Consider the following 21,363-nt stretch of genomic DNA (forward strand, 5'->3'; position numbering starts at 1 on the left):
GTACCGGCCCACAAAAAGCTTGCCTGTCGCGGCGTGACCGGTTCTTATCCGGCTCGTCAAAAAGCAGCAGGAGCAATCGATGGCGGTTCTGGTCACGGGCGGCGGCGGATATATCGGCAGCCATATGGTCTGGGCATTGCTGGATGCCGGCGAAGAGGTTGTCGTCATCGATCGGCTCTCGACCGGCTTTCGCTGGGCGATCGCGCCCGAGGCCCGGTTCTATGAAGGCGATATCGCCGACACGGTCTTGATGCGGCAGATTTTTGCCGGCAACGCGATCGATTCCATCATCCACTTCGCCGGTTCCATCGTCGTCCCCGAATCGGTTGCCGATCCCCTCGGCTATTACGAGAACAACACGGTGAAATCGCGCAGCCTGATCGCAAGCGCGGTCGAGGCCGGCATTCCCCATTTCGTGTTTTCCTCCACGGCTGCGGTCTATGGCACGCCCGACGTGCTTGAACCGGTGACCGAAAGCGTCAACCTGAAGCCGGAATCACCCTATGGCTCGTCCAAGCTGATGACCGAGATCATGCTGCGCGACACCGCCAATGCGCATGCCTTCACCTATACCGCGCTGCGCTATTTCAACGTGTCCGGCGCCGACCCGAAGGGGCGTAGCGGCCAGTCGTCGGCGCTTGCGACGCACCTGATCAAGGTGGCCTGCGCGACCGCGCTCGGCAAGCGGCCATCGATGAGCGTCTTCGGCACCGACTATCCGACGCCGGACGGGACATGCGTGCGCGACTATATCCATGTCTGGGATCTGGTGCAGGCACATCTGAAGGCTCTGCAGCGCATGCGCGCCGGCGGCGGTTCTCTGGCGGCCAATTGCGGCTATGGTCACGGTTTCTCAGTCCTTGACGTGCTGGACGCTGTGCGCAAGGTTCATGGTTCCGATTTCGCCGTAACCTTTGCCGAGCGGCGGGCGGGTGACCCGGCAATGATCGTCGCCAATCCGGCGCTTGCCAGGCAGGAGCTTGGCTGGGTGCCGGAATATGACGATCTCGAAGGCATTATCCGCAGTGCGCTGGACTGGGAACTGCACCTGATGCGCAAGAATGTGCTCTGACCTGCAACGCGGTTTGCACTTGCCACCGCGGGCGCTCCAGTTTGACGACAGTTTCAGGCTCTAGGTTGTCTGTCATTATTGACTGACCGGACCCTGAGCATGACCGAATTTACCTGCCCAAGACACCGTAAGACGGCGAAGCCTGCGGCTGCGCGGTCCGCTGCGGAGCGTCGGGCGGGACCTCCGCGTGCCATTTCCCGTTTTTCGATCCTGCCGCTGATCGCCGCAGATCGGATGAATGCCTTTGGCGGGGGGCGTGTATGAAAGCCGTCATTCTCGCCGGCGGTCTTGGATCGCGCATCGCGGAAGAAACGCATCTTCGCCCCAAGCCGATGGTGGAGATCGGTGGTCGGCCGATCCTGTGGCACATCATGAAGCTCTACTATGCCCATGGCGTGCGCGACTTCATCATCTGCTGTGGCTTCAAGGGCTACATGATCAAGGAATATTTCGCCAATTACGGCCTGCACATGTCGGACATCACCTTCGACCTCCAGCAGAACAGCATCGAATTCCACCGCCAGAGCGCGGAAAACTGGCGTGTCACCCTGGTCGATACCGGCGAGAATTCGATGACCGGTGGCCGCCTCAAACGCGTTGCCTCCTATCTCAAGAACGAAGATGCCTTCTGCTTCACCTATGGCGATGGCGTTACCAATGCCGATATCGGCGCGACCATCGCCTTCCATAAGAGCCATGGCAAGCAGGCGACGGTCACGGCGGTGCGCCCGCCCGCCCGCTACGGTGCCCTGCAGCTTGATGGCAACGAGGTTCAGGGCTTCATCGAAAAACCGGAAGGCGAGGGCGGCTTTATCAATGGCGGCTTCTTCGTGCTTTCGCCGCGCTGCATCGACCGGATCGATGCGGATCACACGAGCTGGGAAGGGGAGCCCTTGATGGGACTGGCCAAGGATGGCGAGCTTCGGGCCTATCTGCACGAAGGCTTCTGGCAGCCGATGGACACGCTGCGCGACAAGAATCTTCTCGAAACCCTGTGGCAAAGCGGCTCCCCGCCGTGGAAGAGCTGGTGATGCCAATGAAAAGCGAATTCTGGCGCGGCAAACGCGTCCTGGTCACGGGCCATACCGGATTTAAGGGAAGCTGGCTGACGTTGTGGCTTCGCGAGTTGGGAGCCGAGGTATCCGGCCTTTCCCTTGCGCCGCAAACCAGTCCTTCGCTGCATCTCTTGCTGAGTGGCGCTGTCGATACCGGGGGTATCATCGATATCCGCGACCGCGACGCTGTGGTTCACCAGGTCGTGAAGACCAAGCCGCAGATCGTCTTCCATTTGGCGGCGCAGGCGCTGGTCCGGGCGGGGTACCGCAATCCAGCGGAGACATACGACGTCAACGTGCTCGGCACAGCCAACGTGCTCGATGCCCTCAGGCTGTCACAGGACGTGCGCTCCATTGTCGTCGTCACCACCGACAAGGTCTATCACAACGCCGAAACCGGTCTCGCCTTCATGGAGAGCGATCCGCTCGGCGGGCATGATCCCTACAGCGCCAGCAAGGCGGCGGCGGAGATCGTCGCAGCGAGCTATCGGGCGTCATTCTTCGCTGCCCGGAAAGTCGGCCTTGCGACGGCGCGGGCCGGCAATGTTATCGGCGGCGGCGACTGGGCGGAAGACCGGCTGATCCCCGATGCCGTCAGGGCGTGGCAGAACGGCGAAACGCTCAATGTGCGCCGTCCTCGGGCGGTTCGCCCCTGGCAGCATGTGCTGGAGCCGCTCGGCGGGTATATCGGACTTGCCGAACGCCTGTGGCACGCGCCGGAAGGTGTCGAAAGCTATAATTTCGGCCCGGACCATGGCGACGCGGCCTCCGTTGGCGCCGTGCTGAAGATGGCGGAGCGGCATTTCGGCGGCGGCGCCATGCAACTGGGCGACGGATCGGAAGGACCTCACGAGGCCGGCTATCTGGTTCTTGACAGTGCCAAAGCCAGGGCGGAGCTCGACTATAAGCCGCGCTGGCGGCTTGCCGAAACGGTCAAGCGCACGATGGACTGGTACCGGGCTCAAGGTCAGGGCAGAAGCGCGCTCGATCTTTGCCTTGCGGATATTCGCGATTTTGCCGGACTTTCCGTGGAAAACGCGCCGTTGAGGGCGGCCGGATGAGCGGACGTTTCGAGGCGGTCGAAACACCGCTGCAGGGTTTGCTGGTGCTGACCCGCAAGGCGGTGACGGACGACCGCGGCTTCCTTTCACGGTTGTTCTGCGACGAGGATTTACGCGCCTTCGGCTGGCAGGGACGCCTTGCGCAGCTGAACGAGACCGGCACCGTGCATCGCGGAACGGTTCGCGGCATGCATTTCCAGCGTCCGCCGCATGCGGAGATCAAGCTGGTGACCTGCACGCGCGGCCGCATCCTCGATGTCGCAGTCGACATCCGCGAGGATTCACCGACATTTCTCCAGCATGTCGCTGTCGAGCTATCTGAAGAAAACGGCCGCTCGCTTCTCATTCCCAAGGGTTTTGCGCATGGTTTCCAGGCGCTGAGCGACGATGTCAGGATGATCTACGCGCATTCCGAGCCCTACTCGGCTTCGGCCGAAGCCGGGCTTCATCCGCAGGACGCGGCACTCGGCATCGACTGGCCCCTGCCGGTCGTCCATCTCTCGCTGCGGGACGCCGCGCATCCGCACCTCTCGCAGGGTTACCGTGGAGTCGCCGCATGAAATGCCGTCACTGCGGTTCGACGCATATGGTGCCGTTTCTCGACCTCGGCACGGCTCCGCCATCGAACTCCTATGTCGATGCCACCATGCGTCACATGCCGGAGCTCTGGTATCCGCTGGTGATCCGCTGCTGCGGTGAATGCCGTCTGGTGCAGACGGAAGATTTCGCCGATCGCGAAACCTTCTTCTCGTCGAGCTACGCCTATTTCAGTTCCTTCTCCACGTCGTGGCTCGACCATGCCCGCCGCTATGTCGCCGATATGCAGGCACGTTTCGGCCTGACGGAAGCCTCGCAGATCGTCGAAATCGCCGCCAATGACGGTTATCTCCTGCAATATGCGAGAGAGCGGGGCATCGGCTGCCTCGGCATCGAACCGACGGCCAGCACCGCGGCAGCGGCCCGGAAGAAGGGCATCGAGATCGTCGAGGAGTTTTTCGGTGTCGAACTCGGCGAAAGGCTTGCGGCGGAGAGACAATCCGCCGACCTGATGGTGGCCAACAATGTGTTGGCCCATGTGCCTGACATCAACGATTTCGTTGCCGGCTTCGCGCGTCTGCTGAAACCACAGGGCGTCGCGACCTTCGAGTTTCCGCATCTCCTCAACATGGTGCGCGAGGCTCAGTTCGATACCGCCTATCACGAGCATTATTCCTATCTTTCGCTGACGGCAGTGAAGCGGGTCTTCGAGGCCAATGGGCTTTCGGTGTTCGACGTCGAAACCACGCCGTGGCACGGCGGCAGCCTCAGGGTGTTCGCGCAGCGCAGCGATACCGGCGGGCACCAGGCAACAGCTGCCGTGGTAGCAACGTTGGACACCGAGCGCGCGGCGGGCATGCTTGAGGATAAATTCTACGCCGATTTCCAGGAGGCTGCGCAGACGGTACGCGACGGCTTCCTGGAATTCCTGATCGAAAGCCGGCGCGCGGGCCTCAAGGTCGCCGCCTATGGCGCTGCGGCAAAGGGCAATACGCTCTTTAACTTCGCCGGCATCAAGCCCGATCTCATTGCCTTCGTCGTCGACAAGAACCCCGCCAAGCAGGGAACGCTGCTACCGGGAAGCCGAATTCCCGTCGTTACGGAAGACGTGCTGAAAACCGAAAAACCGGAAAGGGTCGTTATCCTGCCATGGAACATACAGGCCGAAATCAAACAGCAGCTTTCGTATATCAGCGATTGGGGTGGCAAGTTCGTGACGGCGGTGCCGTCACTGACGGTGCACCGGTGACCGAGGCCGTCATCGCCGACCTGCCGGAGACGACGGTCGACGTCCCGATCAAGAAGACGGGAACCCAAGGCCTGAAGATCGGTTGATTTCGGGCTATTCCGTCGTTTCGCCGAGTTCGACTTCCTCGCGAGCGATCGAATGGCGGATCAGTTGCGCCCATAGGTCTTCGTAGAAATCCGGATCGATGCCTACGGCCTCGGCATTGCTCCGCGCATTGCGCCGGACCTCATCGACACGCGCCGGGATGTCCGCCTTCAGCCCGATCGGTTTCTTGATTTCGGCCGCCCGGCCGATATAGGCCCAGCGCTCTGCGAAAAGCGCCATCAACGCCTTGTCCAGACGATCGATCTCGGCGCGGATATCCTCCATCGAGGTGCAATCTGCCGGGCTTTTTTGCATGCATCGTCTCCATACCGGTGCGGACGGCGAAGGGAGAGCCTCGCCGTCTGCTGCTTATCAAGCGATCCGCTACATGGAAAGCCAGGAAAACCCTGCAAGACGCAAGGTCGCGGGCAAGCCTCGCGAAAGCCCTCAACTTTATGTATGGGGCAAACGGAGAGATTTTATGTTCGCCCAGCCGAAACTGACGATCTGTGTGCCCTCGCGCAACCGCCAGCGTTATTTCCAGGAAACGATCAGAAGCCTGGTGATCAACCTCAGGACGGATGTGGAATTTGTTTTCGCGGACAATTCCGACGATCCAGCGGTCATGAACGATTTTATGGAAGACGTGATCGGCGACCCACGCGTGAAATATCTGCCGTCGGCGGAGCGCGTGTTTTCGATGGTGGAGAACTGGGAACGCTGCGTTGAGGCTGCGACAGGTGAATTCATCTGCATGATCGGCGACGACGATTACGTCGATGTTACCGTCGCGGACCTGATTACCCGGTCGCAGGCCACCCATGTGGTCGACGTCTTCGTCTGGAGTCGGCTCACCTACAATTGGCCAGGTAATCGACCCAACCACTGCAACGTCTCAGCGCCGCTTGGCACCGAGGTGCACCGGTTGCCCCGCAAGTGGCTCTACGAGGAATTCTTCTCGTGGAAAGGAAACACTGCGACGCCGAACATGGCCTTCGGGTTCTACCACGGCGCGGTTTCCAAGCGTGTCATGGACAAGATCAAGGCAAAGTTCGGCGGCAAATACTGCGAATATCCGGTCGTCGATTTCGAGAATGTCTGCAAGGTCATCGTCACGGCTGAGCATATGTTCTACTCCGAGCGCGCCTTCTCGGTGCTCGGTTCCTGCGCGGAGAGCAATTCCGCAAAAATCAAGATGATGGACAAGGCAAAGGATCAGCATGCGGCCTTCATGGCCGAGACGGGCCGCAACATCGATGAAGATCCGCACATGAAGGATTTTCCGTTTCCATCGCTGCTCGGTCTCGCCGCCTGTATTGCGCAGACGCAGCACTGGTTCCTGACGAAGTACGGCTATAGCGAGATAAAGGGCTGGGAAGCGAATTTCGCCGAGGCCTGTGGCCTGAGCTGCGGCATCATGGGCACGCGCGCCGATTACGATCGGACCGTTGCCGGCTACCGGTCCGCCTTCGGCCGGTGGAAAAACGGTCGCTATCTCGCAAACTTCAAACCGGCCCCCTATTCCGAGCCGACCGATGCCCTGTTCTTCACAGGCGTTTCGAACAATCACCTCTATCTCGATGAAGAGATCGGCGGTGTCAGTACCCCGGCTGAGCTTTACAATCTCGTGAACCAGAGTCTTGCCCCGGAGCCGGAACTCATCCTGAATTTCGAACAGCATTTCAAGGTCGCCTGATCCCTTTGGGCGGCCGGGTCTGAAGGCGCCATTACATCGAAAAGGACGCAACGCATGATACAGAATGAAGCGATCATCGCGGCCTCGGCACGCGAGGACTTTGCCGCCAAGGGCTACACCATGCTGCCGCAGTTTTACGATGTGCAGCGCGACGTGGCGCCGATTCAGGAAGGGATCCGCGTCATTCTGGAACTGCTTTGCCGGAAATACGACGTGGATGCGCCGACCGACACCGCCTGGAACGCCATGACCCAGGCCTATCCTGCCCTGATCGCCAAAAACCGCGCCTGGGGCGGCGAGGTCTATGATGCGGTCAAGCAGATACCCGCTTTCATGCAGATCGTTACCAAGACCGCCAACCAGATCGTCTTTCAGCATCTGCGCCCGGGCTCCGTGCCGGGCATCGCCGCCGGCGGCTACGGTATCCGGATCGACAATCCTGGCGAGGAGAAGTTCCGGGCGCAGTGGCATCAGGAGTTTCCGGGCCAGTTGCGCAGCCTCGACGGTATCGTGTTCTGGACGCCGCTTCTGCCCGTCACCGCCGATATGGGGCCGGTGCAGATCGCCGAGGGATCCCATGCCGAAGGCCTGATCCCCGTTTATCGGGACGATGCCGGGCTTGGTAAGACAGGCGCCTATGCCCTGTACATGGACAAGTGCGACGAGCGACTGGAGAAATACGAGAAGGTGGCGCCGCTGACGAACCCCGGCGATCTCATCCTGATGGATTTCCTCACCATGCACCAGGGCGGGCACAACACCTCCGCCATGCCGCGCTGGAGCATCCAGTTCCGCTATTTCAACTTCGCCGATCTGCTCGGCACCCGCATCGGCTGGGCCGGCTCGTTTGCCGCCGGCGTCGATTTCAGCAAGTTGATGCCGGAACTGGTCACGGACGGCGAGGTCGCGGCATGACAGCCTGCCGTGTCTGCGGATCGCCGATTGCCGAGGCCTCCTATGAGGCGTCGGCACCGGCGCTGACCTCGATGATGGCCTTCATCGACATTCCGACGCTGGCCTTCGTCTGTGACGAATGCGGGCATGCACAATGCGCCGATCTGCCCGATATCGACAGCTTCTACGACACCACCTACCGGATCTCTCTGGAATCCGACGATCACGACCAGATTTTTGCGATTGCCACCGATGGCAGCCCGATCTACCGGACCGATCATCAGGCCGCGACGGGCCTGGCACTGATGGACATTCCTGTCGGCGCCAATATTCTCGACTATGGATCGGGCAAGGCGACGACGCTGCAAAAGATGTGCGCGGTGCGTCCGGACCTTATCCCGCACGTCTTCGACGTCAGCCGGGATTACATGCCGGCCTGGGATGGCTGGGTCGAAAGCCGCAATCAGGCGACCTACACCGTGCCGGACGTCTGGAACGGGCGCTTTCAGGCGATCATCAGCCATTTCGTGATCGAGCACGTTGCCGAACCCGTCCCGTTTCTGAAGACGCTGCACGGCCTGCTCGCTCCAGGCGGCCGGCTTCTTCTGTCGATGCCCGATGTCGCCGCCAATCCGGGCGACATGACGGTTGCCGACCATCTCAACCATTTCAGCGTGCCCTCGCTCAAGCGGGCGCTGTCGCTTGCCGGCCTCGCTCTGGACGTGATCAACAGCGACGCTTTTCCGGGGGCATTCTTCGCCGTTGCCGTTCGCGCCGACGAAGTGCCGGCGACTGAAGAGAACCGGCAGGAGATCGCCGCGGCTGCCGCGGCGGCCAAGGATATCTGTGCTTTCTGGAAAAACGCGACGCGCAACCTCGATGGCGCCGCCAAGCAGTTTTCGGGCAAGCGCGCCGCCGTCTACGGATCCGGATTCTACGGCAGCTGGATCTGCAGCCGGATCGAGGCCGATGTCGATTTCCGGGTGTTCCTCGACCAGAACCCCAAGCTTCAGGGATCGACGCATTTCAATCGTCCTGTGATCGCGCCGGCGAACCTCAATGACGATGTCGATGTGGTGTTCGTCGGGTTGAACCCGCTCAAGGCGCGGGCGGCCCTTGCCGGACAGGCGGCGTTGCAGCGGCCGGGGCTTGATATTGTCTGGATCGACGCCTGAGCGAGGCGCGCCGGGACAGGTTCGCGAAAGGCTTTACCAATAGGGTCTTGTCGTCCGCCTGACGGATCAAGGCTGCCATGGGGGCGGTCTTCCGGTCGATGCAGACGATGCCCGAGACATGAGCCGCACGATCGTCATTTCGCAGTCGATGTATTTTCCCTGGGTGGGCCTGCTCGAGCAGATCCGGCTTGCGGATATCTTCGTCCACTATGACGATGTGCAATATTCCAAGGGCAGCTTCACCAACCGGGTGCAGGTCAAGGGTGCCAACGGCGTCGGCTGGATGACCCTACCATTGCGCGACTATCATTTCGGCCAACACATCGACCAGGTCATGCTGGACGACCGGACGGACTGGCGCGGCAAACACCGTGAAATCCTTCGGCAAGCCTATCGGAAGGCGCCGTTCCGCGATGACATGCTGGCGCTGGTCGACGGCGTCTTTTCGCTGGAGGTGCGGTCTGTCGCGGATATCTCGCGCCACTCGATGCTGGCACTCGCCGGCTATTTCGGCCTTGAACCACAGTTCCTGTCGGCCGGCGATCTTCCCGTGCCGGGCTCCAGCAGCGAACGTGTCTGCGACATCGTCTCCTATCTGAAGGGCTCATCCTACGTGACGGGTCACGGCGCACGGAATTATCTGAACCACAGCCTATTCGAGGACAGGGGCATTTCCGTCGATTACATGCGCTATCAATGCACGCCCTATCCACAATTGAACGGCGACTTTACCCCTTACGTGACCGCGCTTGATCTCGTCGCGAACTGCGGCGCGGACGGTGCAAAATACATTCACTCCGGAACGATCGGTTGGAAGGAATTCACCCAATGAAAACAGAAAATCTCGATGCAGTGTCATCGGAATATCTCCCGAACGCCGCGACGGCGATCGAGAACGATCTCATCCTCAACTGGTATCCGGAGCGCATCATCAAGCGGTTTGGCACGGTCGGCTCCATTCTCGAACTGGGGATCGGCCACGGATACACGCCCGGCCTCTTCAATGCCGCTTGCGACCGGCATGTGATCATCGAGGGATCGCAGCTCGTCATCGACCTGTTCAAGGAAAGAGCCCCTGATTTCAAGGGCGAAGTCGTCTTCTCCTATTTCGAGGAGTTCGAGACCGAGGAACGGTTCGACGTGATCGTCATGGGTTTTATCCTGGAGCATGTCGATGATCCGGGCATGCTGCTCGACCGCTACAAAAAATTCCTGAAGCCGGGTGGGCGCATGTTCGTGGCGGTTCCCAATGCCAAGTCGATGAACCGTCGGCTGGGCGTCGAGCTCGGCAAGATTGACGACATCTATGCGCTGAACGCCAATGACCATGCGCTGGGCCACAAGCGCCAATATTGCCGCGATACGCTGAAGCAGGAGATACAGAACCACGGTTACATTGTGAGCCTGGAAGAGGGCATCTATCTGAAACCCCTGCCGCTGGGCGTTCTGAAAACATTGCCGGATTTCAAGGAGAATCTCGATGCGATGCTGCGCGTCGGTGTGGATTTTCCTGATCTTTGCGTGGCGCTCCTGATGGAAGCCAGGCTGCAATGAAAACCGCAGCGGTCATCGGCGCGCGATCGATGCTGGGCAGTCAATTGACCGCGCAGTTGGCAGATCGCGGCGTCACGGTCTTCAAGGTGGGTCGGTCGGCCGCCAATGACGACGTTCATTTCGATCTCAGGCAGGCGGAAGCCGATGTACCCGGCGGTCTCTCCGCCGATGTCGTCTTCCATTGCGGCGCCAGTTTTGCCGGAGACGACAGCGAAGGCATCCGGACGAACTTCACCGAAAACGCATCAAGCGCTCTCGGCGTCGCGGATCTGGCGAAAGCAATGGGTGCAGGCACGCTCATCTATGCGGGCTCGGTGTTTTCAAACCCGAGCACCGACAATTTCACCTCCTACGGCCTGACGAAAGCCATTGCCGAGCAGGTCCTCGAATGGACCATCGCCCGGCAGGGCGGGCGGTTTTGCAGCCTGCGCCTGCCGCAACTCTACGATGTCGAGGGCCGGTGCTGCGCGCATCAACCCTGGTTCGGCCGTATCATCGCCTATGCGTCGCGCGGGCAGAATATGCGCATGCCGCGCTCGCAAGGTCCGCGCAATTTTCTGCATGTGCGCGACGCCGCCAGCCTTATGATCCGTGCGGCTGACAGTGCGGTCAGGGGCGTGCTGGATATCGCGCATCCGCAATCGCTGACGGTGGATGCTATCGCTGAGATGGCCTACGAGATTTTCGGGCAGGGTGGCAAGGTGGTGATCGCGCAGGAAAAGACACCGTTCCGCGCCATTCATTTTCCCGATGGCGGCGAAGCCTTCCGGCGGCTTGATCTCGTGCCGATGGTAGAAATGCACGAGGGCATCCGCATGATCAGGGATGCCGGTACGGCAGGGGCTTTCGGGCCGATGGATCTGTCATGACGGAGGGTGTGCCGGGAGCGTCGGCAGCGCCAATCACCGTCGTCGTCACGGCCGTGGGAGCGCTGATCGGCCAGGGGATCATCACCTCGCTGCGCAAGGTGGGGCTGACCGTCCGGGTTATCGGCGTCGATCGCAATGCCGGCGGCATCGGTCCCTATTGGTGCGACGGTTTCCGTGCCAAGCCTGCCGTCGATGAGGGCTCGCACGAGTACCTCGATTTCTGGATGCGGCTGATAGAGGACGAAAAGGTCGATCTTGTCCTGCCGGGCCTGGAATCCGACGTGCTGTTCTTCAGCCGGAACCGCGCTGCTTTCGCCGATCTCAGTGCGCGCATCGTTCTCAACAATCCGGCGCTTGTCGAACTGGCGCAGGACAAATGGGATTTCGGCGCAGAACTCGCGCGGCTTGGCTTTCCGGTCATTCCCGCGCGTCTCCAAGGAAGCTGGGCGGAGTGCGCAGCGGAATTTGGCGCGCCGCTCCTGCTCAAGCCGCGCCGGGGCAATGGCTCGCGGGGGATCGCGGTGCTGAGGGACGAGGTGGATTTCGACTACTGGAGCCGCAAAGCGAAAGACGCTTTCATGATCCAGAAATTCATCGGCAGCGACGAGCAGGAGTTTACCGTCGGCGCCTTCGGCTTCGGCGACGGCACGGCGCTGCCGCCAATCGTCTTTCGCCGCACGCTTTCGGTCGCCGGCAACACGCAATATGCCGAGGTGGTCGACCATCCCGTGCTGGCCACGATTGTCGAGAAGATGGCGGCGCTCTTCAAACCGGTCGGCCCGACGAACTACCAGTTCCGCATGGACGGCGAGACACCCTATCTGCTGGAAATCAATCCGCGCTTTTCCTCCAGCACGTCGCTGCGCGCCGCCTTCGGCTACAACGAGGCGGCGATGGCGGTCGAGTGGTATCTGCATGGCCGCAAACCGGCGCCACCGCAGATCACGCCCGGGCGTGGCTGGCGTTACTATGAGGATTATGTGGTGCGATGATCGCCATCATTTCCGATATTCACGGCAATCTGCCGGCACTGCGGGCGGTGCTCGACAGGATCGATACGTTCGGTTGCCGCACCGTCGTCTCGCTGGGCGATGTCGTCGGGTATTATGCCGAGCCCGGCCCCTGTATCGACCTGCTGCGCGAACGCGGGATCGTCAATATTCTTGGCAATCACGATCATTACATCGTCAGCGGCGAGGGCTGTCCGCGCTCGAAACTTGTCTCGGATATCACCGAGTATCAGCGCGGGATCATCTCGGCGGATCAGGTTTCCTGGCTTGCGCAATCGCGCCGCTATCTTGTCGATGGCAGCACCTGGTTCATGCATGGCGGATTGCTCGACCCTGTCGACCAATATCTCTATTCGATCTCACAGGCCGATATTCCCCCGGAGGCGGATACGCTGTTTGCCGGGCACACGCATGTGCAGGTGCTTCTCGATGTCCATGGCAAGACTTTCTGCAATCCGGGCGCCGTCGGCCAGCCACGCGACGGCGATCCGCGTGCCGCCTTTGCTGTCGTCACGGATGGCCGCATCGAACTGCAGCGTGTTGCCTACGATATCGATGGGACGGCCTTTCGGATGAAGCAGGCCGGATTTCCCGCCAGATGTTACGAAAATCTCTATATCGGCGCGCAGATTGGTGGCCGAATCGACCGGATCACGCTGGCTGAGTGACGCGTGGGGGGCAGTTATCGCCACTTTCTCCGGAGGGGGGTAAGCATCTCCGGCTGCGGGCTTCGTGGCGCAAGCAATAGAAATTCATCTGCAACAAATGTCCGCCCGACGGAATCAAACCGGGTCCGGCAGGCGGACGCAGTATCCGCCCGGCGAGGAGGCGAGCACCAGCTTGCCGTTGATCACCGGATCGACTTCAAAACTGTCCGTTTCCTTCAGGTAATCGTTGAGCGCGCTCAACGGCTCGTCGCCGCTGAACCAGATCTTGGACCGCTTTTTCGGTGCGTTTTCGGCTGTCACATGGGCTGCGGCGGTGTCGGCGACGACGAGATAGCAGCCGGGGGTGACGAGTGGCCCGTAGGCGCGGCATTCGGCCAGCACATGGCTGTAGGAATGGTCGCTGTCCAGCACCACCATGACCCTTGCGCCATCAGGGATGAGGTCACGCACGGCCTGTAAAGTGCTGTCATCGACGGAGCCGCCCTCGATGAGGGCGATGCGGCTTGTCATCGGGTGGGTCTCGATCGCCTCGCGATTATGGGCGCGGATATCGATATCGACGCCGATCACCTTGCCCTGATCCTTGCCGGTCATGGCGAGCAGCGATGCCATGAAGATCATGGAGCCGCCGCGTGCGACGCCGGTTTCGATGATGATGTCGGGCCGGGTGTTCCAGATGACTTCCTGGGTGGCCATGATATCGGCGGGCAGCTGGATAATCGGCACGCCCATCCAGCTCCAGAGATAGGAGTAGTCATAGGTGTCGAGCGCCAGCATCGTATCGATCGACTGCTTGAAGACCTCTGTGTCGCGGCCAAGCGCAAGGCACATGTCGCGTTTATGCGCTTCGAATTCCTGGCGGTCGTCTTTGACTGTCATATGTGTAAACGCCTTTGTCTTTCCGATTGTCTGCCCGACCGGCCGGCGGGATCGCAGTCTCGTTTCAAGCGGATTTCGCCAGATAGGGTTTGTCGGTCGCCGCCGATGTGCGGCTTGCGACAAGGTTCACGATGACATCCGTCACACGGCCGATCTCGTCCTCGGTCATATCGTGATAGCTGGGCAGGTTGATGGCCCGCTCGGGAATATCCCAGGCATGGATGTTGCTGCGCCTGTCGTCGAACATCGGCAGGCTGGTCAGGGGGTGGAAGAAGACCCGTGCATCAATATTGGCGTCGCTGAAAGCCTGTTGCAGAATGTCCCTTGTTATTCCCATGCCGCGATCGAACACCGCTGTCGGCATCCAGGCGCCATTCACCGTGCCGGGAACTTGGGGGTTGAGCGAAATGCCGTCAAAGCTGCCCAGTCGTGCGGCGTAGCTTGCGAGGATCTCGCGCTTGCGCGCCGTCAGCGCCTCGATCCGTTCCATCTGGCCGCAGCCAAGGGCCGCCTGGATGTTCGACATCTTGTATTTGAAGCCGATCTCATCCGGCCAGAACTGCTTCGTCTGGTTCCGTGCCCGGCCGTGATTGGAGAGCGTCAAGACTTTTTCATAAAGTGCGGCGTCGCTGGTGACGAACATGCCGCCTTCGCCTGTCGTGAGCGTCTTGGTGCCGTGGAACGAGAAGGTGCCGAACAACCCCATCGAGCCCGCCCGCCGACCTTTCCAGACGGAACCGATGGCTTCGGCCGCGTCCTCGATCACCGGAATGCCGTGGCGCAGGCCGATGTCCAGAAGCCGGTCCATGTCGCAAAGATTGCCGTAAATATGGGTGGCAATAATCGCCCGGGTCTTCGGCGTGATGTGCCGCTCGACATCCGCCGGATCTATGCACCAGCTGTGAGGGAGGATATCCAAGAAAACCGGGGTCGCGCCGAGGTGGACGATGGGCGCTACCGTTGCGATCCAGTTAGTGTCGGCGAGAATGACCTCGTCGCCATCGCCAATGCCAAGTGCGGCCAGGCCCATATGCATGGCGCCGGTGCAGCTGGACGTCGCGATGGCATGACCGGCGCCGAGATGCGCAGCGAAATCCTTCTCGAACCGGACGATATAGTCGTAGCAGCGTTCTCCCCAGCCATTGGCGGCGGCATCCGTCGCATAGGCGACTTCAAGCTCCGTGATCGACGGCTTGGTGTAGGAAATGCGGGGTAGGTGCCCGCTCATGCCGCTTTGCCGTCCGCGTCGCGCAATGTGCCGCCACACATGAGACCAACAGGCGCCATCATATGGCGGGCGATCTTGAAAAACTCCAGAGGGGTTTGCGCGCCACCGAGAAAGCGGTCCACCAGCAGGGCGCCGTCATGCAGGCCGCGACGGCTGTCCACCGGCCTGGTGTCATGGAATTCGGGCCGGAAGAAAGGTGCGAGGCGTCCGCCATCGAAGACGGTCAGCGCCGCGTAATAAGCGTTGCCCTTGGCGACATAGTTTTCGCGGGTCTTTTCCATCATGCAGTCGATCATGACAGCGCGAACGAAGGCCTCGCCGGCACCGGTCCATTCGGACTGAAGCTCGCGCAGGACATGGAACTGCACTTCGGCGACCGCGCCGGCAAGGCCGAGACCGGAATGAAAGGGGAAATTCCATGGGTGAAGCGGGGGCTCGGCGATGTACGGCACGGTGCCGATCGCCGACATCGGCCGGGGGCTGAAGGCGAGATCATTGGCAAACAGCAGAACTTTCGCGGCCCATTCATATTGCGGAACCGGCGTCGACCAGTCCTGTGGCTTCGGCATTTGCAGCAGCGCATCGATCAGCGAGCGCCGGATCGCCGCATGATAGAGGCCGAACGGCATTTTCGGGCTGTTCAGGCTGCCTTCCCAGTAGAAGAACGTCTTGAGCATCGCAGTCTTGTCGAGTGTCTCCACCTGGTAGCTTGCCGGAATGGCAACCGAGGCCGCCTTTCCGGGCACGGCTTGTCCGTCGATCTGGAAGGCGTTCCAAGCTAGGGCATCGACGCCCGGCGAACTGGTTTCCAGGAAAGAAAGCATGATGGGAAGGTCGCGTTCCAGCACGTCACCCGGCTTAATCAATGTCGCCCAGTCGCCGCTGGTGGCTTCAAGCGCCCGGTACCATAGCAATTGTCGCGAAATTCCATCTTCCGCATCCCGAATTTTTAGCCGTGCGTCCGCCGCAGCGAGCCCTGACACTTCAGCCGAAGGCTGCAGAGCTGAAGGCTTGGCGAGAACGATCTCGATATCTGCGAGAGGATTTTCAAGGAGCGAGGTCAGCAGCGGGAAAACATCCTGCGCGCCGGCGTCCAGGGGAATGCAGATCGAGAGCTTGGTCATGGCTTGGCCTCGTGACATCGGATGCCTCGCCACCCTGACTTGAGACGGCGATGTGCGACATGGTCACATCGGCAGGCAAGCAATCTCCGGCCTGGAGGAGGGTGCGGTCCTGTCTCCCGGCCGAGGTCGTTGCCTGCCGATGTGTGACTGAGACGTAGCGTGGGAAACTTGAGCGAGGCTTTGCAGGTTGCGACCGGTCAGGTGCCGAGCCAGAATTTGATGACCAGGCCGAGAACCGTGACGGCCGCGACGCCCATTGCCCACAGGCCGGCGAACCAGAGAAGCTTTTTCGGCAGGCTGTTTTGCGTCGGCATCAGTGATAGCCCTCCTCCGGGTCGATCTTGCCGCGAAATACCCAATAGGCATAGCCCGTATAGATCAGGATAACAGGAACCAGCACCACGGCGCCCGCGAGCAGGAAGGCGAGGCTCGAATCCGGCGCGGCGGCGTCCCAGATGGTGACGGACGGCGGGACGATGAAGGGATAGAAGCTGATGCCGATGCCGGCATAGCCGAGGATGAAGAGGCCGAGCGCCGCCAGAAAAGGCATTGTGTCCCGCTTGTCGCGGATGCCCGTGAGCAACAGAATGATGCAGCCGACCACCAGAAGCGGGACGATGACGCTGAAGACGGCGGTTGGCCAGCTAAACCAGCGCTGCAGATATTGGGGCTCAAGGAACGGCGTCCAGAGGCTAACGACGCCCATCGCCGCGACGGTGGCGAAACAAGCGCGAAGGGCGATTCGGCGAGCCCGTTCATTCAGGTCTCCGCTGGTCTTCATCACCAGCCAGGTTGCGCCAAGCAACCCGTAGCCGATGACGACCGCCAGGCCAGTGGCGACCGAAAACGGTGTCAGCCAGTCCCACCATGCGCCGGCATAGGCGCGATTGACGACCGGAATGCCCTGTACCAGCGCGCCCAGCGCGACACCTTGGGAGAAGCCGGCAAGGACAGAGCCGCCCGCAAACGACCAGTTCCACAGGAACTCGCCGCGTTTTGTTCTCCAGCGATATTCAAAGGCGACGCCTCGAAAGATCAGGCCGAGCAGCATGGCGATGATCGGTGCGTACAGGGCGGGCAGGATCGTTGCATAGGCCAGCGGAAACACGGCCATCAGCCCGCCACCGCCCAGCACCAGCCATGTCTCGTTGCCGTCCCAGACGGGCGCGACCGAATTCATCATCACGTCGCGATCGCGCTTTTCCGGAAAGAACGGAAACAGAATGCCGATGCCGAGGTCGAAGCCGTCGAGGATAACATAGGCAAGAACCGCAAAGGCGATGATGCCGGCCCAGATGAAGGGAAGATCAATGGCCATGCTGCGTGCTCCCGTAATGGGTTCCCGTGGCGGGACCCGGCGTGATACCGGCGGTTCTGATGGGGCCGTCGTCGAGATCGGGCATCGGATCGCGCGGCAGACGTTTCATCAGGCGCAGGATGTAGAAGGTGCCGGCGCCGAAGACGACAAAATAGACGATGACAAAGGCGATCAGCGATGCGGCAACCGCAGGCGCCTCGACCGGAGAAATCGACTGCGCCGTCAGCAGGTGACCGTAGATCGTGTAGGGCTGGCGGCCGACCTCGGTGGTGATCCAGCCAGCCAGAACGGCCACGAAGCCTGCGGGACCCATCAGCACGGCCGCCCTGTGCAGCCAGTCATTGCTGTCCAGCGTGCCGCGCCAGCGATTCCACAGGCTCCACAAGCCGAGACCCAGAATGGCAAAGCCGATGCCGACCATGACCCGGAACGACCAGAACACGATGGCAACCGGCGGTTCGAGTTCGTCGGGAATACTGTCGAGGCCGGCCATCGGCGCGTTGAGATCGTGCTTGAGGATGAGGCTGGAAAGTTTGGGGATCTCGACTGCGTAGTCGATGCGCTTTTCCGTCGTGTTGGGGATGCCGAACAGGATCAGCGGTGCGCCGTCCGGGTGACTTTCGAAATGCCCCTCCATCGCCATGACCTTCACAGGCTGGTGCTCCAGCGTGTTGAGGCCGTGCGCGTCGCCGGCCAGAATCTGGATCGGCGCGACGATTGTCGCCATCCACATCGCCATCGAGAACATTGTGCGCGAACGGCGGGGCGCGGTGTTGCGCAGGAGATGCCACGCGCCGACGGCGCCGACGACCAGCGCTGTCGTGAGATAGGCGGCGAGCACCATGTGCACCAGGCGATAGGGGAAGGACGGATTGAAGACGATCTTCCACCAGTCGAGCGGAATGAACTGGCCGACCTCGTTCATGCCGAAGCCGTCCGGCGTTTGCATCCAGGAGTTCACCGCGAGAATCCAGGTCGCCGAGATGAGTGTCCCGAAGGCGACCATGCCCGTTGCGAGGAAATGCAGCTTCGGGCCGACCTTGTGCAGACCGAACAGCATGACGCCGAGAAAGCCAGCTTCCAGAAAGAAGGCGGTCAGAACCTCGTAGCCCATAAGCGGCCCGATGACCGGTCCGGCCTTGTCGGAAAAAACGCTCCAGTTTGTGCCGAACTGGTAGGACATGACGATGCCGGAGACCACGCCCATGCCGAAGGCGACGGCAAAGATCGTCTTCCAGAAATTGAACAGGTCCATGTAGACCTGATCCTTCTTCCACAGCCAGAGCGCTTCCAGCACGGCAAGAAAGCTCGCCAGCCCGATCGAAAAGGCCGGGAAGATGATGTGGAACGAAACGGTGAAGGCAAACTGGATACGCGCCAGCAAAGTCGCGTCAAGGGTCTCGAACACGGACTACGTCCTTTCCGGATGTCGCCGGGCTCCTGGCTTCCATGGCCTGTTTCGGCTTCGGTAAGTCACGACGCCCGATACAGAGATAGTGTGCCCCCGCCCAAAGAAAGGTCAATGACATTGCTGAAAGCATAGTGTCGCACTGCGACAATGCTACGCCTGCGGCATAATGCCTGCGAGCCCGATTGCTGCAATCCCGTCGATGGATGTGCCAAAATACGGATTGGATAAAATTCGAACGATTGGTTTAAAGAGCCGGAAAGCTGCTGCGGTTACCGTCCACTCTATCGGAGAGCAAAGCCGGCCCGATGGTTTTGCAGCATGACGCGTTCCCCGGCGCCCGGAATGATTCCGGGCCATCATGTCCGGCCGGGACATGGGCAGCGCCAAAATTCCGATGCGATCGCCTCGCGATCCAGATATTGCCTGAACACTGTCTCGACTTGCCGCAGGAACGTCCCTTCCTGCGGCTTTTTCTTTTTGCGGCTCATCCTGTTTCATGTGCTTCGGGGAATTGATCCGGCGTCGCCCACAAATCACCTCAAAGTCCGTTTGATTTTCAATTGTCCAAGGTGCGATCTGCCGCTACGCGTATGAAGAAGCGGCGATCTCCGGACGGCGCACCGCTCGACGGTTCATTTGGCAGGAGACATCCCTTGCGTTATTCATCCATCACCGATCGCCTCGCTGATCTCGGCTCCGAAAAATGGGCCTTGCACATGCGTGCCAGGCAGATGCAGGCGGCGGGCACGGATATCATTCAGCTGACGATCGGTGAACCCGACATGCCGCCTGCGGCCGAACTGCTGGCAGAGGCGCAACGGGCGATGAATGCCGGGCGATATCGCTATTCCAATGGCCGCGGCGAGCCCTCGGTCGTCAACGCCCTGACGGCGCGCTACGCGAAACGCCGGCCGGATGTGACGGCCGAAAACATTCTCTGCTTTCCCGGCACCCAGACGGCGCTGTTTACCGTTATGCTAGGTCTCGTGGAAGCGGGCGATGGCGTGCTCGTCGGCGATCCGCTCTATGCCACCTATGATGGCGTGATCCAGTCCGCAGGCGCCCACCGGGTCACCGTGCCGCTGAAGCCGGAGCATGGCTTCCACATGCAGGCGGCGGATCTGGAGAAGGCGGTGACGCCGAAATGCCGCGTTCTGCTGCTCAACACGCCGCACAACCCGACGGGGGCAGTCCTCACGGCAGACGAGATCGCGCAGATCGGCGCCGTGTGCCGCAAACACGATCTCTGGATCCTCTGCGACGAGGTCTATGAGGAACTGATTTTTGGCGCGCCCTTTGCATCACCCTTTGACAATCCGGATCTCGCGGAGCGAACGATCGTCGTCTCCTCCATCTCCAAATCCCATGCCGCACCCGGATTTCGCAGCGGCTGGGCGATTGGACCCGCCGAATTTGCAAGCCGTCTGCTGCCCGTGTCGGAAACCATGCTGTTCGGCGTGCAGCCCTTCATCGCCGATATGACCGCCTATGCGTTGACGCACGATGTCGGCACCTCCGCCGCGATGCGCGCGGCCTACAAGGCCCGCTCGGAGCGGATCGTCCATCGTCTTTCGAACGTGCCGGGTATCAAGCCTCTGCCGCCGGAAGCCGGGATGTTCATTCTCGTCGATGTCGGCGGCACCGGGCTGACCGGCGAAGCCTTCGCCTGGAGGCTTTTGGAGGAAGAACAGGTCGCGGCCATGCCCGGTTCGTCCTTCGGGGACCATGCGAAGTCCTATATCCGCATCAGCCTGACTGTTCCCGATGCCATGATCGACGAAGCCTGCAAGCGCGTGGCGACGCTCGCAATCCGGATGCTTGCGCCACAGGAGCGGCGGGCGTGAATGCTACTGCGCGATGCTGTTTCCGCCCGCGCGCGGCGCAAAATTTGACTTTGCGACCATCAGGTGGTTTTTAAGCCCGCTTGCGCGCTGAATCGCGTGCGGATCGGCGTCTCGTAGCATGCTGCGCCAATTGGGAAGGACGATGTCCTCGATGGACATGCACGGCAACAGGATCGGTGGTATAGGCGCAGGCCGGCTTTTGGCCGTGCTGTGGATTCTGCTTGCTGCCCTTGCCATGCAGTTCGTCGCCTCCGCCCAGATCATTTCCTCGCGCCTGTCGCTCGTCCAGGCCGGCGGCAATTTTTCGAGCAGCGATACGGATGCGCCGGACACGGCCTTGTCGCGGCATGCCGCCAGGGGGCTCGCCGGTGCCGATCTGCGCTTCGTTGCCGATCGCGGCGACGGCAAGGCGTCGCCCGGCGGGTCGAGTCCATCGCTTTTGCCGCAGCCGGTTTTCGTCTCGGCTCCCGCCTATGGCGGGATGTCCCGCATCGCTGCAAATTCCAGGGCTTTTACCCTGGTCGCGTCGAGCCGCGTTCGCGTTCGCGGCCCGCCACTGTGGGTAGCCTGACCGTCGTCTTGCGAAAGACAGTCGGCCGCCTGTGGCGTCATCCACCTTCACATCCTTACCGTAT

At 61.1% G+C, this 21,363-nt stretch carries 21 protein-coding genes; 15 read left to right on the forward strand and 6 right to left on the reverse strand.

Going from position 1 to position 21,363, the window contains the following annotated elements:
- Nucleotides 1–79: 79 nt before the first annotated feature.
- From galE to PY308_RS04075, 5 genes are all read left to right on the forward strand, one after another.
- Nucleotides 80–1,072: a UDP-glucose 4-epimerase GalE gene (gene galE / locus PY308_RS04055; protein WP_275788447.1), complete on the forward strand. Its 993-nt coding sequence runs from the start codon at nucleotides 80–82 to the stop codon at nucleotides 1,070–1,072.
- A 260-nt stretch (nucleotides 1,073–1,332) separates the two neighbouring features.
- Entirely contained in the window at nucleotides 1,333–2,103 is a 771-nt protein-coding gene (gene rfbF / locus PY308_RS04060; protein ID WP_275788450.1) for a glucose-1-phosphate cytidylyltransferase, read from the forward strand.
- A complete protein-coding gene (gene rfbG / locus PY308_RS04065; protein ID WP_275788453.1) occupies nucleotides 2,103–3,188 on the forward strand; it encodes a CDP-glucose 4,6-dehydratase in 1,086 nt (361 codons plus the stop codon). Before rfbF ends, rfbG begins: the two co-directional genes overlap by 1 nt.
- Nucleotides 3,185–3,748, forward strand: a complete 564-nt coding sequence (locus PY308_RS04070) for a dTDP-4-dehydrorhamnose 3,5-epimerase family protein (RefSeq protein ID WP_275788456.1) — start codon at nucleotides 3,185–3,187, stop codon at nucleotides 3,746–3,748. Before rfbG ends, PY308_RS04070 begins: the two co-directional genes overlap by 4 nt.
- Complete coding sequence (locus tag PY308_RS04075; protein ID WP_275788459.1) at nucleotides 3,745–4,974, forward strand: class I SAM-dependent methyltransferase; 1,230 nt, start codon at nucleotides 3,745–3,747, stop codon at nucleotides 4,972–4,974. Before PY308_RS04070 ends, PY308_RS04075 begins: the two co-directional genes overlap by 4 nt.
- Nucleotides 4,975–5,067: 93 nt before the next feature.
- On the opposite strand, the gene PY308_RS04080 is transcribed toward PY308_RS04075, so the two are convergent.
- Nucleotides 5,068–5,373, reverse strand: a complete 306-nt coding sequence (locus PY308_RS04080; protein ID WP_275788462.1) for a chorismate mutase family protein — start codon at nucleotides 5,371–5,373, stop codon at nucleotides 5,068–5,070.
- Between the two features lie 166 nt (nucleotides 5,374–5,539).
- Here PY308_RS04080 and PY308_RS04085 point away from each other — a divergent pair, with 166 nt between their 5' ends.
- The 8 genes from PY308_RS04085 to PY308_RS04120 all read left to right on the forward strand — a co-directional run bounded on the left by PY308_RS04085 (nucleotide 5,540) and on the right by PY308_RS04120 (nucleotide 12,924).
- A complete protein-coding gene (locus PY308_RS04085; RefSeq protein ID WP_275788465.1) occupies nucleotides 5,540–6,754 on the forward strand; it encodes a glycosyltransferase family 2 protein in 1,215 nt (404 codons plus the stop codon).
- Nucleotides 6,755–6,808: 54 nt separating this feature from the next.
- Nucleotides 6,809–7,669: a phytanoyl-CoA dioxygenase family protein gene (locus PY308_RS04090; RefSeq protein ID WP_275788468.1), complete on the forward strand. Its 861-nt coding sequence runs from the start codon at nucleotides 6,809–6,811 to the stop codon at nucleotides 7,667–7,669.
- On the forward strand, nucleotides 7,666–8,823 hold the full coding sequence (locus tag PY308_RS04095) for a class I SAM-dependent methyltransferase (protein WP_275788470.1): 1,158 nt from the start codon (nucleotides 7,666–7,668) through the stop codon (nucleotides 8,821–8,823). The genes PY308_RS04090 and PY308_RS04095 overlap by 4 nt, the downstream gene beginning before the upstream one ends.
- Before the next feature lie 118 nt (nucleotides 8,824–8,941).
- Nucleotides 8,942–9,655 carry a WbqC family protein gene (locus PY308_RS04100; RefSeq protein ID WP_275788473.1) on the forward strand — a complete coding sequence of 238 codons (714 nt, stop codon included), beginning with the start codon at nucleotides 8,942–8,944 and terminating at the stop codon, nucleotides 9,653–9,655.
- Entirely contained in the window at nucleotides 9,652–10,377 is a 726-nt protein-coding gene (locus PY308_RS04105; RefSeq protein WP_275788476.1) for a class I SAM-dependent methyltransferase, read from the forward strand. Before PY308_RS04100 ends, PY308_RS04105 begins: the two co-directional genes overlap by 4 nt.
- Nucleotides 10,374–11,246 (forward strand): NAD-dependent epimerase/dehydratase family protein, encoded by an 873-nt coding sequence (locus PY308_RS04110; RefSeq protein ID WP_275788479.1) that lies wholly within the window; start codon nucleotides 10,374–10,376, stop codon nucleotides 11,244–11,246. Before PY308_RS04105 ends, PY308_RS04110 begins: the two co-directional genes overlap by 4 nt.
- Nucleotides 11,243–12,238, forward strand: coding sequence for an ATP-grasp domain-containing protein (locus tag PY308_RS04115; RefSeq protein WP_275788481.1), 996 nt, complete (start codon nucleotides 11,243–11,245; stop codon nucleotides 12,236–12,238). The genes PY308_RS04110 and PY308_RS04115 overlap by 4 nt, the downstream gene beginning before the upstream one ends.
- On the forward strand, nucleotides 12,235–12,924 hold the full coding sequence (locus PY308_RS04120; RefSeq protein WP_275788483.1) for a metallophosphoesterase family protein: 690 nt from the start codon (nucleotides 12,235–12,237) through the stop codon (nucleotides 12,922–12,924). The genes PY308_RS04115 and PY308_RS04120 overlap by 4 nt, the downstream gene beginning before the upstream one ends.
- A 114-nt stretch (nucleotides 12,925–13,038) precedes the next feature.
- Here the strand turns inward: PY308_RS04120 and PY308_RS04125 are convergent, their stop codons facing one another.
- From PY308_RS04125 to PY308_RS04145, 5 genes are all read right to left on the reverse strand, one after another.
- Complete coding sequence (locus tag PY308_RS04125) at nucleotides 13,039–13,803, reverse strand: cephalosporin hydroxylase family protein (RefSeq protein ID WP_275788486.1); 765 nt, start codon at nucleotides 13,801–13,803, stop codon at nucleotides 13,039–13,041.
- Nucleotides 13,804–13,867: 64 nt separating this feature from the next.
- Nucleotides 13,868–15,031, reverse strand: coding sequence for a DegT/DnrJ/EryC1/StrS family aminotransferase (locus PY308_RS04130; RefSeq protein ID WP_275788489.1), 1,164 nt, complete (start codon nucleotides 15,029–15,031; stop codon nucleotides 13,868–13,870).
- Nucleotides 15,028–16,155 (reverse strand): hypothetical protein, encoded by a 1,128-nt coding sequence (locus PY308_RS04135; RefSeq protein ID WP_275788491.1) that lies wholly within the window; start codon nucleotides 16,153–16,155, stop codon nucleotides 15,028–15,030. The genes PY308_RS04130 and PY308_RS04135 overlap by 4 nt, the downstream gene beginning before the upstream one ends.
- A 313-nt stretch (nucleotides 16,156–16,468) precedes the next feature.
- On the reverse strand, nucleotides 16,469–17,473 hold the full coding sequence (cydB, locus tag PY308_RS04140; RefSeq protein WP_275788493.1) for a cytochrome d ubiquinol oxidase subunit II: 1,005 nt from the start codon (nucleotides 17,471–17,473) through the stop codon (nucleotides 16,469–16,471).
- On the reverse strand, nucleotides 17,463–18,881 hold the full coding sequence (locus tag PY308_RS04145; protein WP_275788497.1) for a cytochrome ubiquinol oxidase subunit I: 1,419 nt from the start codon (nucleotides 18,879–18,881) through the stop codon (nucleotides 17,463–17,465). The genes cydB and PY308_RS04145 overlap by 11 nt, the downstream gene beginning before the upstream one ends.
- A 656-nt stretch (nucleotides 18,882–19,537) precedes the next feature.
- Between PY308_RS04145 and PY308_RS04150 the strand changes: the two genes are divergently transcribed.
- Both PY308_RS04150 and PY308_RS04155 read left to right on the forward strand, forming a co-directional pair.
- The gene (locus PY308_RS04150) at nucleotides 19,538–20,728 is read left to right on the forward strand and encodes a pyridoxal phosphate-dependent aminotransferase (protein ID WP_275788500.1); all 1,191 of its coding nucleotides are present in this window, start codon (nucleotides 19,538–19,540) and stop codon (nucleotides 20,726–20,728) included.
- A gap of 142 nt (nucleotides 20,729–20,870) precedes the next feature.
- Nucleotides 20,871–21,299 carry a hypothetical protein gene (locus tag PY308_RS04155; protein ID WP_275788502.1) on the forward strand — a complete coding sequence of 143 codons (429 nt, stop codon included), beginning with the start codon at nucleotides 20,871–20,873 and terminating at the stop codon, nucleotides 21,297–21,299.
- Nucleotides 21,300–21,363: the final 64 nt, after the last annotated feature.

The sequence above is a fragment of the Pararhizobium gei genome (assembly GCF_029223885.1).
GTDB lineage: Bacteria > Pseudomonadota > Alphaproteobacteria > Rhizobiales > Rhizobiaceae > Pararhizobium > Pararhizobium gei.

Excerpts from the sequence above, each read along its gene's own strand:
- PY308_RS04120 (WP_275788483.1), top strand. The coding sequence starts at position 12,235 with ATGATCGCCATCATTTCCGATATTCACGGCAATCTGCCGGCACTGCGG.
- PY308_RS04135 (WP_275788491.1), bottom strand. The coding sequence starts at position 16,155 with ATGACCAAGCTCTCGATCTGCATTCCCCTGGACGCCGGCGCGCAGGAT.
- rfbF (WP_275788450.1), top strand. The coding sequence starts at position 1,333 with ATGAAAGCCGTCATTCTCGCCGGCGGTCTTGGATCGCGCATCGCGGAA.
- PY308_RS04110 (WP_275788479.1), top strand. The coding sequence starts at position 10,374 with ATGAAAACCGCAGCGGTCATCGGCGCGCGATCGATGCTGGGCAGTCAA.
- PY308_RS04100 (WP_275788473.1), top strand. The coding sequence starts at position 8,942 with ATGAGCCGCACGATCGTCATTTCGCAGTCGATGTATTTTCCCTGGGTG.
- cydB (WP_275788493.1), bottom strand. The coding sequence starts at position 17,473 with ATGGCCATTGATCTTCCCTTCATCTGGGCCGGCATCATCGCCTTTGCG.
- PY308_RS04115 (WP_275788481.1), top strand. The coding sequence starts at position 11,243 with ATGACGGAGGGTGTGCCGGGAGCGTCGGCAGCGCCAATCACCGTCGTC.
- PY308_RS04080 (WP_275788462.1), bottom strand. The coding sequence starts at position 5,373 with ATGCAAAAAAGCCCGGCAGATTGCACCTCGATGGAGGATATCCGCGCC.
- PY308_RS04090 (WP_275788468.1), top strand. The coding sequence starts at position 6,809 with ATGATACAGAATGAAGCGATCATCGCGGCCTCGGCACGCGAGGACTTT.
- PY308_RS04085 (WP_275788465.1), top strand. The coding sequence starts at position 5,540 with ATGTTCGCCCAGCCGAAACTGACGATCTGTGTGCCCTCGCGCAACCGC.
- PY308_RS04125 (WP_275788486.1), bottom strand. The coding sequence starts at position 13,803 with ATGACAGTCAAAGACGACCGCCAGGAATTCGAAGCGCATAAACGCGAC.
- PY308_RS04105 (WP_275788476.1), top strand. The coding sequence starts at position 9,652 with ATGAAAACAGAAAATCTCGATGCAGTGTCATCGGAATATCTCCCGAAC.
- PY308_RS04070 (WP_275788456.1), top strand. The coding sequence starts at position 3,185 with ATGAGCGGACGTTTCGAGGCGGTCGAAACACCGCTGCAGGGTTTGCTG.
- PY308_RS04130 (WP_275788489.1), bottom strand. The coding sequence starts at position 15,031 with ATGAGCGGGCACCTACCCCGCATTTCCTACACCAAGCCGTCGATCACG.
- PY308_RS04095 (WP_275788470.1), top strand. The coding sequence starts at position 7,666 with ATGACAGCCTGCCGTGTCTGCGGATCGCCGATTGCCGAGGCCTCCTAT.
- PY308_RS04075 (WP_275788459.1), top strand. The coding sequence starts at position 3,745 with ATGAAATGCCGTCACTGCGGTTCGACGCATATGGTGCCGTTTCTCGAC.
- galE (WP_275788447.1), top strand. The coding sequence starts at position 80 with ATGGCGGTTCTGGTCACGGGCGGCGGCGGATATATCGGCAGCCATATG.
- rfbG (WP_275788453.1), top strand. The coding sequence starts at position 2,103 with ATGCCAATGAAAAGCGAATTCTGGCGCGGCAAACGCGTCCTGGTCACG.
- PY308_RS04155 (WP_275788502.1), top strand. The coding sequence starts at position 20,871 with ATGTCCTCGATGGACATGCACGGCAACAGGATCGGTGGTATAGGCGCA.